This window comes from Streptomyces sp. B5E4, from assembly GCF_039871555.1.
Taxonomy (GTDB): domain Bacteria; phylum Actinomycetota; class Actinomycetes; order Streptomycetales; family Streptomycetaceae; genus Streptomyces.
Genome location: NZ_JBDPMI010000003.1, coordinates 363,944 through 385,588 on the forward strand (window position 1 = coordinate 363,944; position 21,645 = coordinate 385,588).

Genomic DNA, 21,645 nt, shown 5'->3' on the forward strand with positions numbered 1-21,645 from the left:
GCCCGCATCCTTCTACTGTCACCCCATTGACCTGCCCAAAAGCTGAAGGTACGGTGTCCCAATCAGTCTTGGTACAGTGTCCCAGAACTTGAGGTGAGCCCCTGATGTTGCTCGGCTGGCGTGCACGAATCGGGCAGATACGCCCCGCGACGGCGATCGAAGGAGCGGAGGAGTGGCGTGAAATAGCGCCTACGGGCGTGGCGTTCGCCGACGCCCGGACCATCGTCCCGCGCGTCGACGCCGCCGGGCTGCGGGAGATGATGAGCCAGGTCGTCGAGGCGTCGCGGCAGTTGGCCACCGCGAAGGTGGACCTGATCGTGCAGTGCGGCGCCCCCGGCACCTTCATCCCGGGTCCGGGCACCGACGAGAAGGTCACGGGCGAGATCACCGCCGTCACCGGCGTACCGGCGATCACCATGCAGCAGGCGGCCAACGACGCCCTCCGCGCCCTCGGCGCGACGAAGGTCGCCGTGGGCACCATCTACACCGACGAGGTCAACGAGTCCCTGCGCACCTACCTCACCGCCCTCGGCTTCGAGGTGGTGGCGATGGAGGGCCTGCAGCTCACCGACCCGTACGAGGCCAGCGTGCACGACGCCGACAGCGCCTACCGGCTCGGCCGCCGGCTGCACAAGGCGGCGCCCGACGCGGACGCGCTCCTCATCTCCTGCGGCACGTTCCGGACCTTCGAGGTGCTGCCGTACCTCGAACTCGACACCGGGATCCCGGTCGTGACGAGCAATCAGTCCTCCCTCTGGCGGGCCCTGCGCCACCTGGGGCTGCGGGACGAGCTGCCGGCCCTCGGCCGGCTCGGCGGCATCCCGGACCTCTCCGGCCTGCCCGGCTGAGCGCACCCCGCCGGCCTGTCGGCCCGTCGCACCACACCCCACCGCACCGCAGAGGAACAGGACCGTGCTCGTAGACGCACTGCAGTTCAACAAGCCCGCCCGGGAACGCTTCGAGGAGTGGCGCGCCGCCGGCCTCACCGCCGTGCACGTCACCGTGGCCATCTGGGAGGACTCCACCGAGACCATGCGGGAGGTCGGCCGCTGGCAGCGGCATCTCGCCGAGCACGCCGACCTGCTCTGCGAGGGCCGCTCCGCCGACGACATCCGCGCCGCGGACCGCGACGGCCGCACGGCGGTCGTGCTCGGCTTCCAGAACAGCAGCCCGTTCGAGGACGACCTCGACCTCGTCGGCGCGTTCCACCAGGCCGGTGTGCGGATCGCCCAGCTCACGTACAACACCCAGAACTCCGCCGGGGCCGGCTGCTGGGAGGCGGACCACGCGGGGCTCTCGCGCACCTACGGCGTGAACCTCATCCGGGAGATGAACCGGGTGGGGATGCTCGTCGACATCTCCCACTGCAACGAGCGGACCTCGCTGGAGGCGATCGAGACCTCCGAGCGGCCCGTCATGATCACGCACGCCAACCCGCGCGCGTTCGTCGGCGAGGACGTCGAACTCGCCTTCCGCAACAAGTCCGACACCGTGCTGAAGGAGTCGGCACAGCAGGGCGGGGTCGTCGGGCTGAGCATGTACCCGCGGCTGGCGCCGAACGGGCAGGCCTGCACCGTCGCCGACTTCTGCGACATGGTCGCGTACACCGCCGAGCTGATCGGCGTCGAGCACGTCGGCCTCGCCTCCGACTACTACGCGGGCCAGGGCGACGAGGAACTGCACTGGTGGCGCCAGGGGCGGTGGAGCCGCAAGCCCATGGTGCCGATCTCCGGCCAGGTCGACTTCCCCGAGTGGTTCGCCGCGGGCAGCGGCTACGCCGACGTGCTCGCGGAGCTGCGCCGCCGCGGGTTCGGCGAGCGGGAGACCGAGCTGATCTCGGGCGGCAACTGGGTCCGGGTCTTCGACGAGGGCTTCCGGCCGGGACCGCAGGGCTGACGCGGCCGCGCGGCGGCCGGCACGACGACAGCAGGCCGGCACGACGACAGCAGGACGACGGAACGACAGGACGACGGAGGGGACGTGGTGGGCGATGAGGCGCTTTGACGCGGTCGTCGTGGGCGGCGGCCACAACGGTCTGGTGGCCGCGGCCTACCTGGGCCGGGCGGGGCTGCGCGTCGCGGTAATCGAGGCGCGCGACCGTCTCGGCGGGCCGTGCGGCCCGTACGAGTTCCTGCCGGGACGCACCCTGTCGTTCACCAACTCGCCCGGCTCGCTCAACCCCGCGGTGGTCCGCGAGCTGCGCCTCGCGGACCACGGCCTGCGGTTCGTACGGGCCGATCCCACCGTCGTGCACCGCTTCGCCGACCGCAGCTTCGTCGGCTGGCGCGACCAGGCCCGCGTGGACCGGCAGCTCGACGCCCTCGCCGCCGGCGAGTCCCGCCGCTACCGCGAGCTGATCGCCGGGCTGGACCGCCTCGGCGCCGCCCTCGGCGTCTCGCTGGACGAACCGCCGCCGGCCCTGGACGAGTTGCGCGGCCGGCTGTCGGACCCGGACGACCTCAAGCTCTTCACCGCCGTCTTCGACGGCAGTCTCCGCGGGCTGCTGGCCGAGCGGCTGCACTCCGAGCAGGTCGGGGGACTGCTCGGGATGCTGGCGCTCAACGCCCAACTCGTCCCGCCGTCGGCGCCGGGCACGGCGATCGGGCTGATGATGCGCCCCTTCGCCCGGGCGTCGGCGGCGGGGCTCAGCGGCCCCGGCGACGCCGAGCGCGTGGCGCTGCGCGGTTCCACGGGTCTGCCGGTCGGCTCGATGAGCGCCATAGTCGACGCGCTCGAAGCGAGCTGCCGCGCCCACGGCGTCGAGTTCCGCACCGGCACGCCCGTATCCCGCATCCTGTACGACGAGCGGGGCGGCGGCGTGCGCGGCGTGGTCACCGCGGCCGGCGAGGAGTTCGCCGCCGACCGCGTCGTCGCCGCGGTCAACCCCGTCCACCTCTTCCGCGACCTCCTCGACGACGGTGCGCTGGGCGCGGACGTCCGCGCGGAGGTGGCGGAGCAGCTGATGCGCGGCTCGGCGTTCAAGCTGGTGCTGGAGGTCGACTCCCTGCCCGCGTACGCCGGTCTGCCCGACGACGCCGATGCGGAGGCGGCGCGCGCCTGCCAGTTCCGCTTCGGCGACTCCCTCGGCCACATCAAGGAGTCCGTCACCGCCGCCCTCGCCGGGCGGGCCTCCGAACGCCCCCTGATGTGGGGGCTCATCCCCACCCTCACCTCGCCGGGGCTCACCCCCGGGGACACCCACCTCATCTCCGTCAACGCCTGGCATGCGCCGTACGCGCCGGAGGACGGCGGCTGGGACGGGGCCCGCGTCGAGGCGTTCGGGCGGCGTTGCGTCGCGGTGCTGGAGGAGCTGATGCCGGGCCTCGGCGACCGGATCACCGACCACCGCTTCCTGGGCCCCGTCGAGATCGAGCGCGAACTCGGCCTGCCGGAGAGCAACATCACGCACGGCGACATGCTCCCCGCCGGTCTCTTCGGCGCCCGCCCGCACCCCGCCGTCGCCGGCTACCGCACCCCGCTGCCCGGCTTCTACCTCTCCGGCGCCGGCACCTGGCCCGGCGGCTACGTCACCGGCACCCCCGGCCGCAACGCGGCCCGCGCCGTCCTCACCGACCTGCGCGAGGGCGGCGGTCCCGGCGACCGGAACGCCGCCCCGGGCCCCGGCACCGGCGACGGCCTACGACCCGCCCCGGGCCCCGCCCTGCGACCCACCCCTGGCGCCGGGCTGTGCGACCCGGCCCACGACCCGTCCGACGACGAGCAAAGGCGACAGGCATGAGGTTCACGCACCGTCCCCGTCCGCCCCGTCCGCGCCGCGCACCCCGCAGGGGCCTGCGCGCCGCCGCCGGCTGCGCGCTGGCCGCCGCCCTCCTGCTCGCCGGCTGCAGCGCCAACCCGTCCTTCGGCCGCGACTCCGGCACCCTGGTCATCGGCGCCGAGGGCGAGATCCCGCCGCTCGACCCGCACCGCATGTCCGGCACCGTCGGCCTGCGGATCGTCGACGCCCTCTACGACCCCCTCATCCGCGAGGACCTGAGCGCCCGTACGGACCGCGCCCCGGCCCTGCGCCCCGGGCTCGCCGAGTCCTGGAAGTCCGCCTCCGACGCCCGCAGTTACACCCTCGAACTCCGCGAGGGCGTCACCTTCGCCGACGGCGCGCGCCTCGACGCCGACGCCGTCAAGCTCAACTTCGACCGGATCATGGACGAGGACTCCCCGGTCCATGACGCCACCGCCGCGGGGAACATGACGTTCCTGACCCGCTGGATCGAGCGCGTCGAGGTCACCGGGCCGTACCGGCTGACGCTGCGGCTCTCCGAGCCGTACCGGCTGACGCTGCGGCTCTCCGAGCCGTACGCGGGACTTCCGCGGCTGCTCACCGACCGGCGCATGTCGATCGTCAGCCCGAAGGCGCTGAACGCCGGCAAGCCCGACGACATCGGCCTGCACCCGGTGGGGACCGGACCGTTCACGCAGCGCGCCGCCGACCACGGCCGGCGCATCACCCTGGAGCGCAACACCGGCTACTGGGGCGGTGAGCCGCGCACGCCGACCATCGTCGTCGAGTCCGTCACCGACCCCACCACGCTCGCCATCGCCGCCGAGACCGGCGAGGTGGACGCCATCCTGAGCGCCGGCGCCCAGCAGGTGCACCAGCTCACCCACGACGACGCGATGAGCGTGCAGTACCCGGACGCGGCGAACCAGTACTTCCTGCGGCTCAACGCCCGCATCGCCCCCACCGACGACCCGGAGTTCCGCCAGGCGCTCAACTACGCCGTCGACCGCAAGGCCATCGCCACCCTCACCCAGGGCCAGGTCGCGCCCTCCACGGGCCCGCTGCCGCGCGGGAACGAGGCGTACGACGAGGCGGCCGCGGAGACGGACGGGGCGGGCAGCTCCCCGTACACCTACGACCCGGAGCGTGCCCGGCAGCTCATCCGCGAGAGCGGCGTCGAGACGCCCGTACGCATCACGCTCCTCGCCCCCGACAGCGGTCCCGGGTTCTCGCAGGCGACCGAGATCATGGCGCTGCTGGAGCAGGACCTGAAGGCGGTCGGGGTGTCGCTGAAGGTGCGGTACATGGAGTTCGCGTCGCTGGTCGCCGAGGAGGGCAACGGCTACGACGACCGCACCCACGGCTCGTTCAACGGCTGGACCACGGGCGCCGACGCCGCCGACTTCCTGGAGCGGATGTTCAGCGGCCAGGCGCACCCGCCCGCGGGCGTCAACCGGGGCTGGTACGCGAACGACGAGGTCGACGCCCTGTTCGACCGGGCCAGGGGCGAGCCGGACACCGCGAGCCGCATGGGGCTCTACCGGCAGGCCGCCGACGAGATCGCCGCCGACGCCCCCTGGGTCTTCCTCTACCAGGACCGCCTGCCCCGGCTCCTCGCCGGCAAGGTCGGCGGCGTCGCGCCCGCCGCCTCCGTGTACGTCGACTACACCACCATCCGCCGCCGGTGAGGAACGGGAGAAGTGAGACAGGTGCCGAGAGAAGTGAGGGGAGAACAGCCATGAAGGCCACCGCGGCAGCACCCCCGGGAGCCGCGGGCGCGCCCGTCGCCCGCCCGCCGGCGCGGACCCGCACGCGCGGCCGGCTCGCCCGGCTCTCCGCCGGCAACGCCACCGCGTACCTCGGCGGCGGCATCGTCGCCGTCACCGTCCTGGTCGCGCTGCTGGCGCCCCTCATCGCCCCGCACGACCCGCTGGACACCGACCCCGCGGCCCTCGGCCTCGGCCTCTTCAGCGACGGCCACCTGCTGGGCACCGACGAGGTGGGCCGCGACATCCTCAGCAGGCTCATGTACGGGGCCCGGATGGCGCTGCTCGTCGCGATCCTGCCGACGCTCCTCGCGCTGGCGGTCGGCGGCTGCATCGGCCTGTTCTCCGGCTACGTCGGCGGCTGGGTCGACAGCGTGCTGATGCGGGTCTTCGACGTGATGTTCTCGTTCCCCGGCATCCTGCTGGCGCTGGGCATCGGCGTGGCGCTGGGGCCCAGCACCACGTCGCTGATCGTGGCGGTGGTGGTCGTGACGATCCCCGAGTTCGGCCGGATCGTCCGCGGCAACGTCGTCTCGCTGCGGCAGGAACAGTACGTGGAGGCGGCCTCGGCCCTCGGGTACGGGCACCGGCGGATCGCGTTCCGCCACATCGCCCCGAACCTGCTGGGCGGCCTGGTCGTCTTCGCCACCCTGCAGACCGGCCGCAACGTCATCCTCAGCGCCAGCCTCGCCTTCCTCGGCCTCGGCGCCCAGCCGCCCACGCCCGACTGGGGCCAGATGCTCAGCGGCGGCCGGGCGCTGCTGGTGACCTCACCGCACGTCGCCACGCTCCCGGGCCTCGCGGTCGTGGTCCTGGCGGTGGGCTTCAACCTCCTCGGCGACGGCGTACGGGACCGGCTCGACCCGCGCTCGCGGCGGTCGCGGGCGGCGAAGACGGACGACGCCGGGACGGACGACGGCAGGGCGGACGACGGCGGGACGGCCGCCCCGGCCGCCCGCTCCGGCAAGACGGGAGACGCGGCATGCTGACCTTCATCCTGCGCCGCGCGCTGCAGATGATCCCCGTACTCCTCGGGGTGACCGTCGCCACCTTCGGCCTCGGCCAGATCATCCCCGGCGACCAGGCCACCGCGCTTCTCGGCCCGACCTCGTCCGAGGAGGACCGCGCGGCGCTCCGCGCCGACCTCGGCCTCGACGAGCCCGCCGTCTCGCGGTACTTCACCTACCTCGGCAACCTCTTCAGCGGCGACCTCGGCCGCTCGCTGTCCTTCGGCCGCCCGGTCTCCGAGGTGCTGTCCGAGCGGCTGCTCAACACCCTGCTGCTCTCCGGCACGGCCATCGTCGTCGCCGCGGTCCTCGGCGTGGCCATCGGCACCTGGGCCGCGCAGAAGCCCGGCTCCGTACGCGACCGCGGGCTGACCGTCGGCGTGCTGTTCCTCAACTCGGTGCCGTCGTTCTGGCTCGGCCTGGTCCTGATCGTCGTCTTCTCGCTGCAACTGCGGATGCTGCCGGCGACAGGCATGACCTCCATCGCCGGCGGCGGCGCCCTCGACACCGCGGCACATATGGTGCTGCCCGTCATCACCCTGGCCGCCTGGTCGCTGGCCGTCATCGCCCGCATGACCCGCTCGGCGGTGCTGGAGGTCATCGACAACGACTACGTGCAGACGGCCCGTTCGCGCGGCATCGGCGAGTTCCACGTCGTCGTCCGGCACGTGCTCCCGAACGCCATGCCCTCGGTGGTCACGGTGATCGGCCTCCAGGCCGGGTTCCTGCTCAGCGGGGCGGTGCTCACCGAGACGGTGTTCTCCTGGCCGGGCGTCGGGCTCGCGCTCCAGCAGGCCATCTCGTCCCGCGACATCCCCCTCGTCCAGGGCGGAATCCTCGTCATCGCCGTCGCCTTCGTGCTGATCAACCTGCTGGTCGACGTGGCGCAGGCGTACTTCAACCCCAAGATCAAGCTCGCGTAGGGAGGCACCACCGTGAACGTGCTGGACGTAGCGCACCTTGAGGTCAGCCACCCGGGCCACGACCACGACTCCTCGCTGACCACCGTCCGCGACGTCTCCTTCCGCGTCGCCGCCGGCGAGTCGCTGGGCGTCGTCGGCGAGTCAGGGAGCGGCAAGAGCCAGACGATGCTGGCGGTCCTGGGCATGCTGGGGCGGGGCGGCGCCCGGGTCTCGGGCCGGGTGACGTTCGACGGGACGGACCTCACCGCGCTCAGCCAGAAGCAGTTGCGCGCGGTCCGCGGCTCCGGCATCGGGCTCGTCTCCCAGGACGCCCTGTCCGCGCTCAACCCCGCCATGAGCGTCGGCAAGCAGATGGCGGAGCCGCTGATCCGCTACGACGGCCACAGCCGCAGGTCCGCCGCGGACCGCTGTACCGAACTGCTCCAGCTCGTCGGCATCCCCGCCGCCCGCGAACGGCTGCGCGCGTACCCGCACCAGCTCTCCGGCGGCATGCGCCAGCGCGTCCTGATCGCCATGGCGATCAGCCGCGAACCCAGGCTGCTCATCGCCGACGAGCCGACCACCGCGCTCGACGTCTCCATCCAGTCCCAGGTGCTGCGGCTCATCGACCGGCTGCGCCGGGAGCTGGACATGGCGCTGGTGCTCATCACCCACGACCTGGGCGTCGTCGCCGGGGTCACGGACCGGATCGCCGTGATGTACGGGGGGATGATCGTCGAGACGGCGTCGACCGCCGAGCTGTTCGACGCCCCGGGCCACCCGTACACGCGGGCGCTGATGCGGTCCGTACCGCGGATGGACAGAAAGCCCGGCGACCGGCTCCCCGCCATCCCGGGACTGCCGCCGCACCCGTCGGCGCCGCCGCCGGGGTGCGCGTTCCAGCCGCGCTGCACGCTGGCGCGGGCCGAGTGCGGGGACGGTGTCCCACTTCTGGCGCAGCCGGACCCGGCCCGCGCCGGGCACCTGGTCCGCTGCCCGGTCACCGCCCCCGTCCCCGCGGAAGGAGCCCGCACATGAGCGCCGCCGAGAACACCGCGCCGCCCGCCGCCGTCGTGGCGGACCTGCGGGTGGACTTCCCCGTACGCACCGGGCTGCTGCGCCGCGTCACCGGCACCACCCACGCCGTGGCCGGCGTCTCCTTCACCGTCCCCGCGCGCAGCATCGTCAGCCTCGTCGGCGAGTCCGGCAGCGGCAAGACCACCACGGGCCGCGCCCTGCTCGGCCTGTCGCCCGTCACCTCCGGCAGCGTGCGCCTGCACGGCCGGGAGCTGGGCGAGCTGCGCCGCGACCGGACGCTGCCGCGGGTGGCGCAGATCGTCTACCAGGACCCGTACGCGAGCCTCAACCCGCGGATGACGCTGCGCACCATGCTCCGCGAAGTCCTCACGGTGCACCGCACGGTGGCGCCGGGCGGCGTCTCCGCGCGGGTCGCCGAACTCCTCGACCAGGTGGGCCTGCGCCCGCAGTTGGCCGGCCGCTACCCGCACGAACTGTCCGGCGGGCAGCGCCAGCGGGCGGCGATCGCGCGGGCGCTGGCGGTGGAGCCGCGGTTCATCGTGTGCGACGAGATCGTCTCGGCGCTCGACGTCAGCATCCAGGGCCAGATACTCAACCTCATCCAGGACCTGCGCCGCGAGCGGGACGTCAGCTTCCTGTTCATCTCGCACGACATGGGGGTGGTCCGGCACCTCTCCGACCACGTCGTCGTGATGTACGGCGGGAAGGTGATGGAGAGCGCGCCGTGCGACGAACTGTTCGCGGCGCCGCGGCACCCGTACACGCGGGCGCTGCTGCGCGCGGTGCCGGTACCGGACCCGCGGGCGGCGGGTGCGCGGGACGCCGACCTCACGGATGTGGACGGACCGCGGGCCGAACCCCCGGACCCGTCGGCCCCGCCCCCCGGCTGCCGCTTCCAGATGTCCTGCCCCTTCGCCACCGCCGCGTGCCGGGAGGGCGACTCCCCGCCGCCCGCCACCGTCTCGGCGACCGGCCACTTTGTGGCCTGCCACCACCACGACACCCCGGCCGTGCGCGCCGCCCTCGCCGAAAGGACCCCCGCACCATGACCCCCGCCACCCCGGCCGCCGCCGAGTACACCTCCCACACGGAGGGCCGCCGGCGCGCGCCCGCGGGCACGTCCGTACCGCTGACCGACCCGGCGACCGGCCGGGTCTGGGCGCTGGCCCGCCTCGACCCGGACGCCGTGGACGACGCGGTGCGCGGCGCCTCCGCGGCGTTCCACGAAGGACCATGGGGCGCGCTGCCCGCGTACGCCCGCGCCGACCTCCTCCACCGGCTCGGCGACGTGATCGTGGAGCACGCCGACGAACTGGCCCGGCTGGAGACGCTGGCGAACGGCAAGCCGCTGGCCGCCACCCGCGGCGAGGTGCGCGCGCTGGCCCGTTGGTACCGCTACTTCGCCGCCGCGGCCGAGACCCTCGACGACCGCCACCGCACGCTCAGTGCCACGACCGACGCGCTGATCCGGCAGGAGCCGCTGGGCGTCGTCGCCGCGTTCACGCCGTTCAACGGCGCGCTGTCGCTGGGCTCGTGGAAGCTGGCCCCGGCGCTGGCCGCGGGCAACACCGTCGTTCTCAAGCCGCCGCCGCAGGCCCCCGCGTCGTCCGTACGGCTGGCGGAACTGGCCCTCGACGCCGGGCTGCCGCCCGGTGTCGTCAGCGTCGTCATCGGCGGCGCGGAGGAGGGCGGGCGGCTGCTGGACCACCCGGACGTCGCGATGGTGACGTTCACCGGCAGCACCGCGGTCGCCCGGACCCTCGGGGCGCGCGCGGCGAGCCAGATGAAGCGCTACGTCTGCGAGGCGGGCGGCAAGTCCGCCCACATCGTCTTCGCCGACGCCGACCTGGACGCCGCCGTCACCGCCGCCCGCCAGGGCGCGTTCTCGGCAGCGGGCCAGACGTGCGTCGCGGGCTCGCGGGTCCTCGTACAGCGGGAGGTGTACGAGGAGTTCCTGAGCCGGTACGCCCCGGCGGTGCAGCGGCTGCGGGTGGGCGACCCGGCGGACCCGGCGACGCATGTGGGCCCGGTGGCCTCGGCGGCGCAGTTGGAGCGGATCGAGGGGTACGTGGACGAGGCGCTGGCGGGCGGAGCCCGCGCGGTGGCGGGCGGACGACGGGCGCCGGTGGAGGGGGATCTGAAGGAGGGCTACTGGTACGAGCCGACGGTCCTCGTCGACACCGCCCCCGACGCGGCGGTCTGCCGCGAGGAGGTCTTCGGCCCGGTCGTCACCGTCCACCCCTTCGACACCGACGACGAGGCGGTGGAGATCGCCAACTCCGTCGAATACGGCCTGGCCGCCGGCCTCTGGACGCGGGACGCCGCCCGCGCCCACCGGGTGTCCCGCCGCCTCCAGGCGGGCGTGGTCTGGGTGAACACGTACCGGCTGCTCCACTGGAGCGTCCCCTTCGGCGGCTACAAGCAGTCCGGCCTGGGCCGCGAGAACGGCGTCGAGGCAGTGGCCGAGTTTCTCCAGACGAAGTCCGTGGTCACCGAACACGGCACGCCGGCCGACCCGTTCGGCGCCTGACGCTTTTCCCGCACGACGAGACGACAGGAACCCCATGGAATTCCTCATCAACATACGCATCACCTGGCCCGAGGGCATGGACCCGGAGTACAAGGACTCGGTCTCCCAGGCCGAACGCCGCCGCGCGGCGGAACTCGCCGAGGCGGGCCACCTGGTCCGCATGTGGCGCGTCCCGGGCCGCACGGACAACTGGGGCCTGTGGCGGGCGGCGGACCCCACGGAGATGCACGCGATCATCTCGTCGCTGCCGGTGTGGCCCTGGATGGACGTCACGGTCCACGCCCTGGCCGTCCACCCGGTGGACCCGAAGGCGGCGGAGGTGTAGGGGCCAGGTCTGGTGGCGGCGGGTGAAGGCGACGAAGTCGGCCCAGGCGTCGGGGGTGAAGGTGAGCTGGGGGCCGGTCTTGTCCTTGGAGTCACGGACGTGGACGGCGGACGGGCAGGCGGCGACCTCGACGCAGTCGCCCTGACTGCCGCTGCTGTGGCTGGACTTGCGCCAGGAGACGGCGACTTCCACGCAGTCGCCGTCGGGGCTGTTATGGGGCGAGTTCGACGTCCTCGGGGTGCGGGGGCGAAGGCCGGTGCCGGGGTTTGATCCGCTTGCGGGCGTTCCCGGCGTCGGGGTGGGAGCCCGGTGCGTGGTGGGGCGGGGGCGGGATGTTCTCAGTGCCGGGGGCGGCGGCGCGGTGGGGGCCGGCTCTGGTCGCCGGAGTGGCCGGTGTCGTGGGGAAGGCGGGCGTCGGGGTGGGCGGTGTCGTAGGCGAAACGGCCTGACGTGGGTTGTGGAGCATTGACCCCCCAGGCCGGAGCCCAGCTGCGTCCCCGAGGGAACCGGCTCGGGCCGCAGCGGCGATTGCACGCAAGAACCCGCGCCCGCCAGCACCCGGAACGAGCCCACCCGGGGAATCAACGCCCAACGCCTGCATGCAGGGGCGTGCGTCCGCCCGGCGACCGCCCGCCGGGGGGAGCTGCACCGCCGGTGCGGAGAAATCGGGCCGTAAGTAGCGGTAACACCCCTGGGCATGCCCCGAATCAGCCCCAAACGCAGACTTTCGCCCACCCAGCCGCACCCACTCGGCCATCCGCCCCTCCAGGCGACTCGGAATGCACTCGGTAGAGACGAACTCCCGGCGGCCCACCCCGAAAACCAGCCCAAATCACCCAGGGGCCGCGACTTTTGCCCATCGAGGCGCGCCACCCCCCGCCCAGGCCGCCCCGATGGACCGCAGGCGGGCGAAACTCGCGGCACCCCCTCCTCCTAACCGGGGCACCCCCCCGGCGGGCCCGACTTTCGCCGCCAGGGGCGCCAGCCCTCACCTGGGCCACCTGGAGCGAACGCCACTGCGACAAACCCATGGCGGTCGACGAACGAAAGTCGCCCAAACCGCCCTCCTGGCCGGACTTTCGCTCACGCGCACGCACTCGCCGCCCCCGGGCGGACCTACGGGCGCAAGGTCGCGCCGAACGACGAGGATCGAGCGAAACTAGCGGCAACCTCCCAGCGAACCGGGCAAATCGCCCCCGCGGTCCGACTTTCGCCCATCGACGCGCACGCAGCCGCTCCGAGGCCGGGCAACCGCCATCCGCAAGCCCCGGGCGGAGGGATCGGGTCGTAACTCGCGGTAACCCTCCCGGATCCGGGCCGGATCGGGCCCCAGGGCCCGAGTTTCGCCCCGCGGCACGTGCACACTGCCCACTCGACGCCGCACAGGACCCCGGCGCGCGCCGTCGCCGTGTGGGCGAACGTGGTGCGGCGGGGGAGTTGGGCGCTGCTTCCCCGGGCAACACAGGTTCCGGGTGCTGGTGGGCGCGGCCTGTCCCGTGTGATCGCCGCTGGGCCCGAGCCGGGCTCCCCCGGGGACGTGGCTGGGCTTCAGCGGCCGGGGGGCGAAATGCTCCAAATCCCACGTCAGGCCGTTTCGCCTACGACACCGCCCACCCCGACGCCGGTCTTCCCCCACGACACCGGCCACTCCGGCGACCAGGGCCGGCACCCCCGCGCCGCCGCCCCCGACGCCGGGAGCATCCCGCCCCGCCCCGCACCGGGCTCACGGATCGCGTCGTTGCCCCACGTCATCGCGTGGATCCGTGAGCTGAGCCGTCCTTCGCTTGTCCTTCATCTTCGGCGGTCGGAGGCTGGGTCGGGCGGGCCCATGAAGGCGTCGAGCTCCTCGATGATCTTGCGGAGTTCGCGGGCTCCGCGAGGCGACATCGCCCGGATCACACCGTCGAGTAGGGCGCGGCCTTCGTGAGGGTTGCCGCAGCAGTACCAGTGCACGTTGCCGAACTCGTCGTCGTGCCAGAGCTCGCGGGCAGGCCGGTGGACGTAGTCCTTCCACAAACGCAATGCCGAGCTGATGTCCCCCGGTTGGAGGTAGTTCCGCGTGCGTTCAAGACGAACGATCTCGGACAGCGCCCGCGGCGAGAGGCCGTCGATGGCCGGCTTCGGGCGGTGTGACTGCTGACGGTCCGGAATTCCGGCCCGGGCGTGTCCTGGCCGTCTACGCGGCACGGGCCTTTCGGTTGGTCGTCATGCCGCACATGGTGTCACAAGGTCGAACGGCGTCTTGAACGGGTTCGCTCGCCTGGAGTTGGCCTGTGGCGTTGGCGCCCATGCCGTGGACGCGGCCGTCGTTGCGTTCCGCCGCGCCGTTCCTTCTGTCAGCCGTAGTACTTGACGACCTGGGAGGGCGGTTCCCCGTCCTTCCGCCACTGACGCCTGATAATGCTGGAGATCAGGGCGAACTCCTCCCTCCTGAGCTGGGAGAGCACAGCGTTCGGTGCGTCGACGTCGCCGATCGGTCTCCCCTCCGGGGTCGAAGGGAAGATCTCCATCTGTTGCAGATCAAGAACTACGAAAGCAAGCCGGTCGCCTCCATCGAGGATGACGCGATAAAAGTGTGAGCCCTCTTCATGTCCGGTACGTTGCGCGCAGAATGACATCATTGCCGTGAGCCCACTCCTCTACCGGCCCCGCCGGAAGCCGAGGAAGGGTTCCAGGCCGTCCAGCGGCACTACGCTGGAAGGATGGCCTGGTACTGGTGGCTTGTTGTGTTCTTGTGAGCGCCCACGGTCCTCGGCTGGGTGTTTGCCGTGTACGTGGGTGCGGTTGCGGGCTTCTTTCAGTTGCTGGCGCGACTGTTGTTCGGAGTCAGCAACGACGAGGCGAAGAGCGTCGAGCGGCAGCGCCGTCACGATCACGCCGAGTATCTCAAGCAGAAGCGACGCGAAGCGAAGTCGGCGCAGCGCTTGCAGAGAGAGCGTGACCGGCGCGAACGGTAGTGGTGTAGGGGTCAGAGCTGGTGGTGGCGGGCGAAGGTGACGAAGTCGGCCCAGGCGTCGGGGGTGAAGGTGAGCTGGGGGCCGGTCTTGTCCTTGGAGTCACGGACGTGGACGGCGGAGGGGCAGGGGGCGACCTCGACGCAGTCGCCTTCGCTGCCGCTGCTGTAGCTGGACTTGCGCCAGGAGACGGCGACTTCCACGCAGTCGCCGTCGCCGCTGCTGCTGTAGCTGGACTTGAACCAGGCCAAGTCGCTGGGGCTCATTGCGCTCCTCGCATTCGCTGGAGCAGGCTCACTGAGTCCTCGGGGTTGAGGGCCTGCGCGCACATCCTGGCATACCGGAGCTGGAGCACGCTGATCTCTTTCGGGTCCGAGACGAACAGACCGCCACGCTGTGCTTCGTTGTAGGCGTACCACCGGTTCTCCGGGGTTTCGAGTAGCTGCATCGGTCCTGCCAGACCCGCGTGCGTTACCCGCATCTGCGGCATGACCTGAACCTCGACGTTCCGTAGCTCCGCGATCGCCAACAGATGGTCGATCTGCTCGCGCGTGATCTCTGCCCCGCCCATCTGCCGTAGGAGCAGATGCTCCTCCAGGATGAAGCTGAACGCTGTGCTCGGGCGCTCTCGTAGTAACCGCTGCCGCTCTGCGCGTGCTTCCCACTGGACCTCGATCTGCTCATCGGTGAGCGGTGGCAACTCGTTTCCGAAAAGGGCCCGCGCATACGTCTCCGTCTGCAACAGGCCCGGGATCAGCCGACACTCGTACGTAGAGAGCCTGATCGCCTCCCTCTCCAGCCTCGCCCACTCCCGGAACCACCGTGCCAGCCCAGGCCGCCGGGCCAGATGCGGCACCGACTTCCGCAGCGCCCCCGTGTCCCCCAGCACCGGCTCCGCCCGTTCCACGAAGTCCGGCGGCGGCATCCGCCGACCGCGCTCGATCGACGCCACCGTGTGCTTCGAGTACCGCACGTGGTCGCCGAGCTGCTCCCGGCTCAACCCCGCATGTTCTCGCAGCGCTTGGACCATCGCGCCGAACGTCCGCATGCTGTCCGACGGCTCCGGCTCACTTCCGCAGCTGCCGCCACCACCCGTCTCCACCGTGCCATCGGCCATCCTGGCCACCTCTCGCGCACCCGCCCCGTACCTCACACCCAACGCACCCATGCTCACGGAAAGTCACGAGTACTGTCCACCCTGCGTGCGCGTACGCTCGCACAGCGTACGCGCGCGCAGGGTGGCCAAGGGGACTCCCTTCCGGGGTCCGTCACTCCGAGCGCAGGGCCGTTGCCGTGCGGGTGGCTGCTGCCCAGGTGGCGGGGAGCAGGGCGCCCGCGGTGGCTATCGCCACGCCCGCCAGGGCCAGGAGGAGCAGGTGCGCGGGCGTGTAGATGTCGACCAGGGCGTCCGGGATGTTCGTGCCGACCGAGCGGCCCATCTCCGGGACCACATAGTGGTGCAGTGCCACGCCCAGGGGGACGCCCGCCGCGCCCGCGGCCAGGCCGATGCCCGCGACCGAGGTGAGGACCATCGCGACCGTCTGCCTCGGGCTCATGCCCAGGGCCTTGAACACGCCCAGGTCGTGGACCCGTTCGCGGGTGTCGAGGACCACGGTGTTGAGGACGCCCAGGCAGGCCACCGCCACCAGCATCGCCGTCAGCATGGCGATCAGCGCCTGCATGGCGACGATCACCGGGGACTCCTCGTCGTTCTCGGAGAAGGTCCCCTCGGCGCCCAGCGGTTGCAGGTCGGCGTTGAGCGCCGTGAGGTAGGCGCTCCGGTCGGTGCCCGGGGTCAGGTCCACCGCCCACTCGTCGGGTTCGAGGTCGGGGACGAGGGTGGCGACGGAGGCGTACGCGGTGCGTACGGCCATGCCCTCGTCGCCCAGGTCGAAGACCTCGCCGACGATGCGGAGTTCGGTCGTGCGGGTGCCGTCCCGGAGGGTCACGCTGTCGCCGATCCGGGTGTCGGTGGCCTCCAGGAAGCGGGCCGGGGCGACCGCCTCGCCGGGGGCGGCGAACCAGCGGCCGGCGGCCAGGCGGTGGCCGCCGGCGGGGGCTTCGCCGTGGTACGTCACCAGGGGTACGGCGCCCTTCCGGCCGGCGACCGTCACGTCGGCTTCGGCGGTGGCGAAGTAGTGCTCCGTCTCCGCGCGGGCCCCGATCGCCGCCGCGATCTCCTTGGCTGGGGCGGGGGAGGGGGGCGTCGCCGAGGGGTCCGGTTCCGCGCCCGGGGGTGCCGCTCCCGGCTCGCCCGGAGCGCCCGGAGCGCCCGGAGCGCCCGGAGCGCCCGGAGCGCCCGGAGCGCCCGGAGCGCCCGGAGCGCCCGGGGCACCCGGTGCGCTCGGGCCCATCATCCTGTGCACCATCACGTCCCCCGTCGCGTCCGGCGTCCCCTCCTTCTGCAAGGCGATCAAGGACGTCCCCAGGCCCACCGCGAACGTCACCGCCAGCGCCCCGAACGTCACCGCCGCCGCCATCGTCGCCGACCGCGCCGGCCGGGCGAACGGGCCCGCCAGGCCCAGCCCCAGCGCCCGGGGCAGCGGCAGCCGGCCCAGCAGGTGCCGTACCCGGCGGCCCCGTGCCGCGCGCGGCGTGCGGCCGACGCTGAGCGCCGCCGTCGTGCGGAGCCGGGCCGCGCGCAGCGCCGGGCCCAGGGCCGTCGCCGCGACGAGGGCGAGGACCGCCGCCGGCACCGCGAGCGAGACCCAGAGCGGGATGAGGATCCGCCCCGTGCCGTACGCAGTCGCCACCTCGTCCATCAGAGGTACGGACAGCACGTTGCCCACGACCGCGCCCAGCGCCGCCCCCAGCGCCGCCGGGATCGCGGCCTGCGCGACGTACGCCCGCGCGACCTGCGGCGGCGTGAAGCCCAGCGACTTCAGCACGCCGATCCGCCGCGTCGCCGCGCCCACCGCGCCGCTGACGACGATGCTCACGATCAGCACCGACATCGCCAGCCCCAGCAGCGCGAAGGCGGTCACGAACGGGATGAAGGCGGCGGTGTTCTCGTCCGCGAGCTGCTTGACGTCCAGGTACGACTGCGACCCGGACAGCGCCCCCGCGGGCGCGGCGGCGGCCACCGCCTTGCGTCCCGCCGCGACGCCGGCGCGCGAGCCGGCGTCGTCGAGGCGGTAGAGCATCTGGCGGTCGGGGCGGGGGCCGTCGGGCGCGGTCAGCTCCCCGAGCTGCTCCGGCACGACCCATCCGTCGGCGCTCTCGCCGATCGATTCGGCGATCCCGACGACCTTCAGCGTCGGGCCGCCCGGCAGGCCGTCGACCTGCACGCGCGCGCCGAGCACCATGTCCGGGGCCCGCGCGCCCGATTCGATCACGATCTCGCCGGGCGCCCGTGCCCAGCGGCCCTCCGTGACGTCCAGGTCGTCCACGGGACCGCCGGCCGACTTCCGCCCCGCGACCGTCAGCGGCGGCGACATGGCCCCCTCGGGCGCGGTGGTGACGCGCAGCCGCAGCGAGGTGATCCCGTACGGGCCGGAGGCCGCGGCGACGCCGGTGGCGTCCGCGGTGGCGCGTACCTGCGCGGCCGTGGCCTTCGCGGCGTCGAACTGCCCGGTGAGGTGGGCGCCGTGCTGCCGGGCGAAGGCGTCGTCGAACGGTGCCCGCGAGCCGACGAGCAGCCCCGTCGCCAGCACCGCCGCGGCGACGGTGAGCAGCGTGGTCAGCACCATCACCGTGGTCTGCACGCGCCGCCGCCCGACCCCGGCGCGCACCACCCGGCCCAGGGCGCTCATCGGGCGGCCCCGGGGGAGGTGCCGTACGCGGCGGAGGTGTCGTACGGAGTCGCCGTACCCCCGTCCGTACCGCCGTTCCCGCCGCCGTCCGCGGTGTCCCGCGCGATCCGCCCGTCCACCAGCTCCACCGTCCGCGTCGCGCACGCTTCCGCCAGCGTCAGGTCGTGCGTGACCAGCACGATCGTCTGCCCGTCCGCGTGCAAGTCCCGCAGCAGCTCGCGGACTTCCGCCCCCGAGGCGGTGTCCAGCGCGCCCGTGGGCTCGTCGGCGAGCAGCAGCGGCGGGCGGTTCATCAGCGCCCGCGCCACCGCCACGCGCTGCCGTTCGCCGCCCGACAGCCGCCCTGGGTACGCGCGGGCGTGCCGCCCGATGCCGAGGTACGCGAGGAGTTCCGCGGCCCGCGCGGCGGCGCGGGCCCGGGGCATCCCGGCCAACTGGGCCGGCAGCAGCACGTTGTCGGCCACGGTCAGGTCGTCGAGCAGGTTGAAGAACTGGAAGACCATCCCGACCGACGCCCTGCGGTACTTCGCCGACGCGCTCTCGCTCAGCTCGTCCACGCGCAGCCCGTCGACGGTGACGGTGCCGGTGTTCGGCCGGTCCAGGCCCGCGATGAGGTTGAGCAGCGTCGACTTGCCGCTGCCGGACGGGCCGAGGACGGCGAGCGCCTGCCCGGTGGGGACCGCGAGGGTCAGGTCGTCCAGCGCGGGCGGGCCCTCGTCGTACGTCCTGCTGACCCCCCGCAGGTCGATGAGTACCTCGGCGGTGTCGCTCTCGGTGCGGCGGGTGTGCGGTGGTGCGGCCATGTCGCGGGTCCTCCCCGGCTCGGCGGTCGGCGTGCGGCAGCCAGACGCTAGGCGTGACCCGGGGGCGGGCACGTCGGCCGCGGTATGGAAGGTCCGTACCGCATCCGGCCGACGGCGGGCGGCGTCATCCGCGCGAGGTAGTCGCGGGAGGGACGGGGGGTGGGTCTCGCGGGGGATCCGGCGGCGGGGGCGGGGTTGGCACACTGAGGCGGTGACGTGGGCGGGCGGGGTCATCGGGCGGTACGGGCGCGGGGCGGGCCGCGCGGCCGGACGCGCGCGCGGGTGGTTCGTGCGCGGGGGCACGGGCCGGGAGGCGCCGGCGTACGACAACGGCGGCGGGGGACGGCCGGCGAGCGGCGGGACGGGTGAACGGCGGCCGGTCGGCGGTCCGGTCACGGATCCGGGCGACTCGGCCGCCCCCGGCGCTGGTCCCCGGACCCGGCGCGCGGTGGCCCGGGCGCTGCGACGTGCCGCGAGCCGCCCGGCCGGCCGCCGGGCCGGCGACGCGGGCGGCGCCCCCCGCGGCGGATCCCGCCGGCCCGCCGCAGGCGGGGTCGCGCCGCCGCGGCTGTCCCGGTGGGCCTGGACCGCGGACGTCGCCCTCGCCCTCGTGCTGTCCGTCGGCACGGTCGTCGCCGACCTCGACCGCTCCTTCTACGAGCCGCGCGGGGACGCCCCGCAGGAAATCGCCCCGCCGCGGCCCCCCTGGCCGGGTATCGCGGAGCCCGGCTCGCCGCTGTTCCCGGAGCCCGGCTCCCCGCGGGTGCCCGAGCCCGGTACGTCGCTTCTTCCGGAGCCCGGTTCGCCGGGGGTGCCCGAGCGTGGCGAGGCCGGGCCGCAAGAGCCGCCTCACGAGCAGAAGTACCCGCCGCCGCCCGTCATCGAGCACGTGCTCCCGCCCGTCCGGGGCTGGGAGTTGGTCCTCGGCGCGCTGACCGCCGTCCCGCTGGTCGTACGGCGCCGCTACCCGCTCGTCGCGTTCTGGGCGGTGCTCGGCGCGGCCATGGGGTTCCACCTGGGCGAGGTCGCCAAGGGGGCGACGGCGTTCGCGTTCGCCGCCGGGGTGGTCGCGGCGTACAGCGCGGTGATGTACAGCCCGCACCGCAGGAGCGCGCTGGTGACCCTCCTCGCGGGCGTGCCGCTGTTCGCGGTGGCGGGGGTGGTGCCGGAGGTGGGACGCGGGTTCCTGCCGCTGCTGGTGCTGCTGCCGGTCGGGCTGGCCGCCAACGCGATCCACACGTGGCAGCAGCGCGTACGCGCCCTCCAGGAGCAGCAGGCGGTGGCGACGCGGCTGGCGGTGGACCAGGAGCGGTCGCGGATCGCGCGCGAACTGCACGACGTGGTCACGCACAACGTCAGCATGATGACGATTCAGGCGGGGGCGGCGCGCAAGGTGCTGGACACGTCGCCGGAGCAGGCGCGGGAGGCGATGCGCGCGGTGGAGGCCGGCGGGCGGGCGGCGATGGCGGAGCTGCGGCACGTCATGGGACTGCTGACGATGGCGGCGGCGGGCCCGGAGGGGGCGTCGGCCGAGCCGACGGCGGACCCGACCGCGGACCCGGTGACGGGACCCGGCCCCGACCCGGCGGCGTACGGCAAGCCGGACGGCAGGACGGCCGCCCGGGACGCGGACCGCACCCCCGATGCCGCACCCGGCGCCGTCAACCCCGCCCTCGCCGTCGACCTCGCCCCGCAACCGGGCCTCGGCCAACTCGCCGCCCTCGCCGGGCGCGTACGCGACACCGGCGTCCCCGTCGAGCTGTCCGTGACCGGCGCCCCCGAGGCCCCGCTGCCGGCCGGCGTCGACCTCGCCGCGTACCGCGTGGTGCAGGAGGCGCTGACGAACGCCGTCAAACACGCCGCGGGCGCCTCGGTCACCGTCTCCGTGGCACACGCCCCCGGCGAGCTGCGCGTCGAGGTGACCGACACCGGCGGCCCGCCCACCGCCCGCGCCGCGGCGGGCAGCGGCCGCGGGCTCATCGGCCTGCGCGAACGCCTCGCGGTCTACGGCGGTACGCTCCACGCCGCCCCGCGCCCCCGCGGCGGCTACCGCGTCCGCGCCCTGATCCCGCTCCCGGACCGGCCGCCCGGCACGCACACCCAGGGCCTGTAGTTCGGGTCTTCGCCAGGCCCGCGCGTGGTCGTGGTCGACGACGCGCCGCGTCGCCTCCTCCTCCGCCTTGCGGTGCACAGCACCGGCCGCCGCTCCCTGATCCGACAAGACCCGAACGACAGACTCCGACGCCGGAGTGCGGGGACGCGCATGCCCCTGGCAGAGCCGGGGGCGCCGTGCAGACATAATGACCGGCATGCGGATCTCGGCACGAGCAGACTACGCGGTGCGCGCGGCACTGGAGCTGGCGGCGGCGACGGAGGACGCCCCGGTCAAGGCGGAGGCCATCGCGGACGCGCAGGGCATTCCGCACAAGTTCCTGGAGAGCATCCTCGGCGACATGCGCCGCGGCCGACTGGTCGTCAGCCAGCGCGGCGGGCGCGGCGGCTACCGCCTCGCCGCGCCCGCCGACGAGATCACCATCGCCGACGTCATACGGGTCGTGGAGGGTCCGCTGGTCTCCGTGCGCGGCGCCCGGCCGCCGGAGCTGTCGTACGTGGGGCCCGCGGAGTCGCTGCTGCCGCTGTGGATCGCGCTGCGCGTGAACGTACGCAAGATCCTGGGGGAGGTCACGCTCGCGGACGTGGCGTCGGCGCGGCTGCCGGGGTACGTGCACGAGCTGGCCGAGGACCCCGACGCGTGGACGAACCCCTGAGGGCGTAGCGCACGCGCCGCCGCCGTGCGACAGTGACTCCCGCGTCTCCCCCCACGGACAC

Annotated in this window: 19 protein-coding genes and 1 pseudogene; 13 read left to right on the forward strand and 7 right to left on the reverse strand. The window is 73.7% G+C overall.

What is annotated here, in order from left to right:
- Positions 1-104: 104 nt before the first annotated feature.
- The 10 genes from ABGA99_RS06645 (at position 105) to ABGA99_RS06690 (ending at position 11,307) form a co-directional block, all read left to right on the forward strand.
- Positions 105-848 carry an aspartate/glutamate racemase family protein gene (locus ABGA99_RS06645; protein WP_347582296.1) on the forward strand — a complete coding sequence of 248 codons (744 nt, stop codon included), beginning with the start codon at positions 105-107 and terminating at the stop codon, positions 846-848.
- A gap of 64 nt (positions 849-912) precedes the next feature.
- The gene (locus ABGA99_RS06650; RefSeq protein ID WP_347576275.1) at positions 913-1,896 is read left to right on the forward strand and encodes a membrane dipeptidase; all 984 of its coding nucleotides are present in this window, start codon (positions 913-915) and stop codon (positions 1,894-1,896) included.
- A gap of 94 nt (positions 1,897-1,990) precedes the next feature.
- Positions 1,991-3,739: an NAD(P)/FAD-dependent oxidoreductase gene (locus tag ABGA99_RS06655; protein WP_347582297.1), complete on the forward strand. Its 1,749-nt coding sequence runs from the start codon at positions 1,991-1,993 to the stop codon at positions 3,737-3,739.
- Positions 3,736-5,427: an ABC transporter substrate-binding protein gene (locus ABGA99_RS06660; protein ID WP_347582298.1), complete on the forward strand. Its 1,692-nt coding sequence runs from the start codon at positions 3,736-3,738 to the stop codon at positions 5,425-5,427. The genes ABGA99_RS06655 and ABGA99_RS06660 overlap by 4 nt, the downstream gene beginning before the upstream one ends.
- Before the next feature lie 50 nt (positions 5,428-5,477).
- The gene (locus ABGA99_RS06665; protein WP_347582299.1) at positions 5,478-6,494 is read left to right on the forward strand and encodes an ABC transporter permease; all 1,017 of its coding nucleotides are present in this window, start codon (positions 5,478-5,480) and stop codon (positions 6,492-6,494) included.
- On the forward strand, positions 6,488-7,435 hold the full coding sequence (locus ABGA99_RS06670) for an ABC transporter permease (protein WP_347576271.1): 948 nt from the start codon (positions 6,488-6,490) through the stop codon (positions 7,433-7,435). The genes ABGA99_RS06665 and ABGA99_RS06670 overlap by 7 nt, the downstream gene beginning before the upstream one ends.
- A gap of 12 nt (positions 7,436-7,447) precedes the next feature.
- Positions 7,448-8,452, forward strand: a complete 1,005-nt coding sequence (locus ABGA99_RS06675) for an ABC transporter ATP-binding protein (protein WP_347576270.1) — start codon at positions 7,448-7,450, stop codon at positions 8,450-8,452.
- Positions 8,449-9,501 (forward strand): oligopeptide/dipeptide ABC transporter ATP-binding protein, encoded by a 1,053-nt coding sequence (locus ABGA99_RS06680; RefSeq protein ID WP_347582300.1) that lies wholly within the window; start codon positions 8,449-8,451, stop codon positions 9,499-9,501. The genes ABGA99_RS06675 and ABGA99_RS06680 overlap by 4 nt, the downstream gene beginning before the upstream one ends.
- Positions 9,498-10,982, forward strand: a complete 1,485-nt coding sequence (locus ABGA99_RS06685; RefSeq protein ID WP_347582301.1) for an aldehyde dehydrogenase family protein — start codon at positions 9,498-9,500, stop codon at positions 10,980-10,982. Before ABGA99_RS06680 ends, ABGA99_RS06685 begins: the two co-directional genes overlap by 4 nt.
- Positions 10,983-11,016: 34 nt before the next feature.
- Positions 11,017-11,307 (forward strand): muconolactone Delta-isomerase family protein, encoded by a 291-nt coding sequence (locus ABGA99_RS06690; RefSeq protein WP_018839378.1) that lies wholly within the window; start codon positions 11,017-11,019, stop codon positions 11,305-11,307.
- Between the two features lie 24 nt (positions 11,308-11,331).
- Here the strand turns inward: ABGA99_RS06690 and ABGA99_RS06695 are convergent.
- The 3 genes and pseudogenes from ABGA99_RS06695 to ABGA99_RS06705 form a co-directional block, all read right to left on the reverse strand.
- Positions 11,332-11,499: pseudogene (locus ABGA99_RS06695) on the reverse strand (DUF397 domain-containing protein); the annotation flags it as partial.
- Positions 11,500-13,098: 1,599 nt separating this feature from the next.
- Positions 13,099-13,329: a hypothetical protein gene (locus ABGA99_RS06700; RefSeq protein WP_347582302.1), complete on the reverse strand. Its 231-nt coding sequence runs from the start codon at positions 13,327-13,329 to the stop codon at positions 13,099-13,101.
- A gap of 314 nt (positions 13,330-13,643) precedes the next feature.
- Positions 13,644-13,817 carry a hypothetical protein gene (locus ABGA99_RS06705; RefSeq protein ID WP_347576266.1) on the reverse strand — a complete coding sequence of 58 codons (174 nt, stop codon included), beginning with the start codon at positions 13,815-13,817 and terminating at the stop codon, positions 13,644-13,646.
- A gap of 249 nt (positions 13,818-14,066) precedes the next feature.
- Here ABGA99_RS06705 and ABGA99_RS06710 point away from each other — a divergent pair, with 249 nt between their 5' ends.
- Positions 14,067-14,264, forward strand: coding sequence for a hypothetical protein (locus ABGA99_RS06710; RefSeq protein ID WP_347582303.1), 198 nt, complete (start codon positions 14,067-14,069; stop codon positions 14,262-14,264).
- 11 nt (positions 14,265-14,275) lie between these two features.
- On the opposite strand, the gene ABGA99_RS06715 is transcribed toward ABGA99_RS06710, so the two are convergent.
- From ABGA99_RS06715 to ABGA99_RS06730, 4 genes are all read right to left on the reverse strand, one after another.
- The gene (locus ABGA99_RS06715) at positions 14,276-14,527 is read right to left on the reverse strand and encodes a DUF397 domain-containing protein (RefSeq protein ID WP_347582304.1); all 252 of its coding nucleotides are present in this window, start codon (positions 14,525-14,527) and stop codon (positions 14,276-14,278) included.
- Positions 14,524-15,378, reverse strand: a complete 855-nt coding sequence (locus ABGA99_RS06720) for a helix-turn-helix transcriptional regulator (protein WP_347582305.1) — start codon at positions 15,376-15,378, stop codon at positions 14,524-14,526. The genes ABGA99_RS06715 and ABGA99_RS06720 overlap by 4 nt, the downstream gene beginning before the upstream one ends.
- A gap of 151 nt (positions 15,379-15,529) precedes the next feature.
- Positions 15,530-18,013 (reverse strand): ABC transporter permease, encoded by a 2,484-nt coding sequence (locus ABGA99_RS06725; protein WP_347582306.1) that lies wholly within the window; start codon positions 18,011-18,013, stop codon positions 15,530-15,532.
- On the reverse strand, positions 18,010-18,816 hold the full coding sequence (locus ABGA99_RS06730; protein ID WP_347576261.1) for an ABC transporter ATP-binding protein: 807 nt from the start codon (positions 18,814-18,816) through the stop codon (positions 18,010-18,012). Before ABGA99_RS06730 ends, ABGA99_RS06725 begins: the two co-directional genes overlap by 4 nt.
- Before the next feature lie 568 nt (positions 18,817-19,384).
- Here ABGA99_RS06730 and ABGA99_RS06735 point away from each other — a divergent pair.
- Together ABGA99_RS06735 and ABGA99_RS06740 are read left to right on the forward strand one after the other, a co-directional pair.
- Complete coding sequence (locus tag ABGA99_RS06735) at positions 19,385-20,929, forward strand: histidine kinase (protein ID WP_347576473.1); 1,545 nt, start codon at positions 19,385-19,387, stop codon at positions 20,927-20,929.
- Positions 20,930-21,125: 196 nt separating this feature from the next.
- Complete coding sequence (locus ABGA99_RS06740) at positions 21,126-21,584, forward strand: Rrf2 family transcriptional regulator (protein WP_101426320.1); 459 nt, start codon at positions 21,126-21,128, stop codon at positions 21,582-21,584.
- The last annotated feature ends 61 nt before the right edge of the window (positions 21,585-21,645 follow it).

Bases quoted from the DNA above. Each gene is read 5' to 3' on its own strand.
- ABGA99_RS06725 (WP_347582306.1), bottom strand. From the start codon at position 18,013: ATGAGCGCCCTGGGCCGGGTGGTGCGCGCCGGGGTCGGGCGGCGGCGC.
- ABGA99_RS06720 (WP_347582305.1), bottom strand. From the start codon at position 15,378: ATGGCCGATGGCACGGTGGAGACGGGTGGTGGCGGCAGCTGCGGAAGT.
- ABGA99_RS06685 (WP_347582301.1), top strand. From the start codon at position 9,498: ATGACCCCCGCCACCCCGGCCGCCGCCGAGTACACCTCCCACACGGAG.
- ABGA99_RS06665 (WP_347582299.1), top strand. From the start codon at position 5,478: ATGAAGGCCACCGCGGCAGCACCCCCGGGAGCCGCGGGCGCGCCCGTC.
- ABGA99_RS06705 (WP_347576266.1), bottom strand. From the start codon at position 13,817: ATGGAGATCTTCCCTTCGACCCCGGAGGGGAGACCGATCGGCGACGTC.
- ABGA99_RS06670 (WP_347576271.1), top strand. From the start codon at position 6,488: ATGCTGACCTTCATCCTGCGCCGCGCGCTGCAGATGATCCCCGTACTC.
- ABGA99_RS06655 (WP_347582297.1), top strand. From the start codon at position 1,991: ATGAGGCGCTTTGACGCGGTCGTCGTGGGCGGCGGCCACAACGGTCTG.
- ABGA99_RS06740 (WP_101426320.1), top strand. From the start codon at position 21,126: ATGCGGATCTCGGCACGAGCAGACTACGCGGTGCGCGCGGCACTGGAG.
- ABGA99_RS06690 (WP_018839378.1), top strand. From the start codon at position 11,017: ATGGAATTCCTCATCAACATACGCATCACCTGGCCCGAGGGCATGGAC.
- ABGA99_RS06715 (WP_347582304.1), bottom strand. From the start codon at position 14,527: ATGAGCCCCAGCGACTTGGCCTGGTTCAAGTCCAGCTACAGCAGCAGC.
- ABGA99_RS06730 (WP_347576261.1), bottom strand. From the start codon at position 18,816: ATGGCCGCACCACCGCACACCCGCCGCACCGAGAGCGACACCGCCGAG.
- ABGA99_RS06660 (WP_347582298.1), top strand. From the start codon at position 3,736: ATGAGGTTCACGCACCGTCCCCGTCCGCCCCGTCCGCGCCGCGCACCC.
- ABGA99_RS06645 (WP_347582296.1), top strand. From the start codon at position 105: ATGTTGCTCGGCTGGCGTGCACGAATCGGGCAGATACGCCCCGCGACG.
- ABGA99_RS06680 (WP_347582300.1), top strand. From the start codon at position 8,449: ATGAGCGCCGCCGAGAACACCGCGCCGCCCGCCGCCGTCGTGGCGGAC.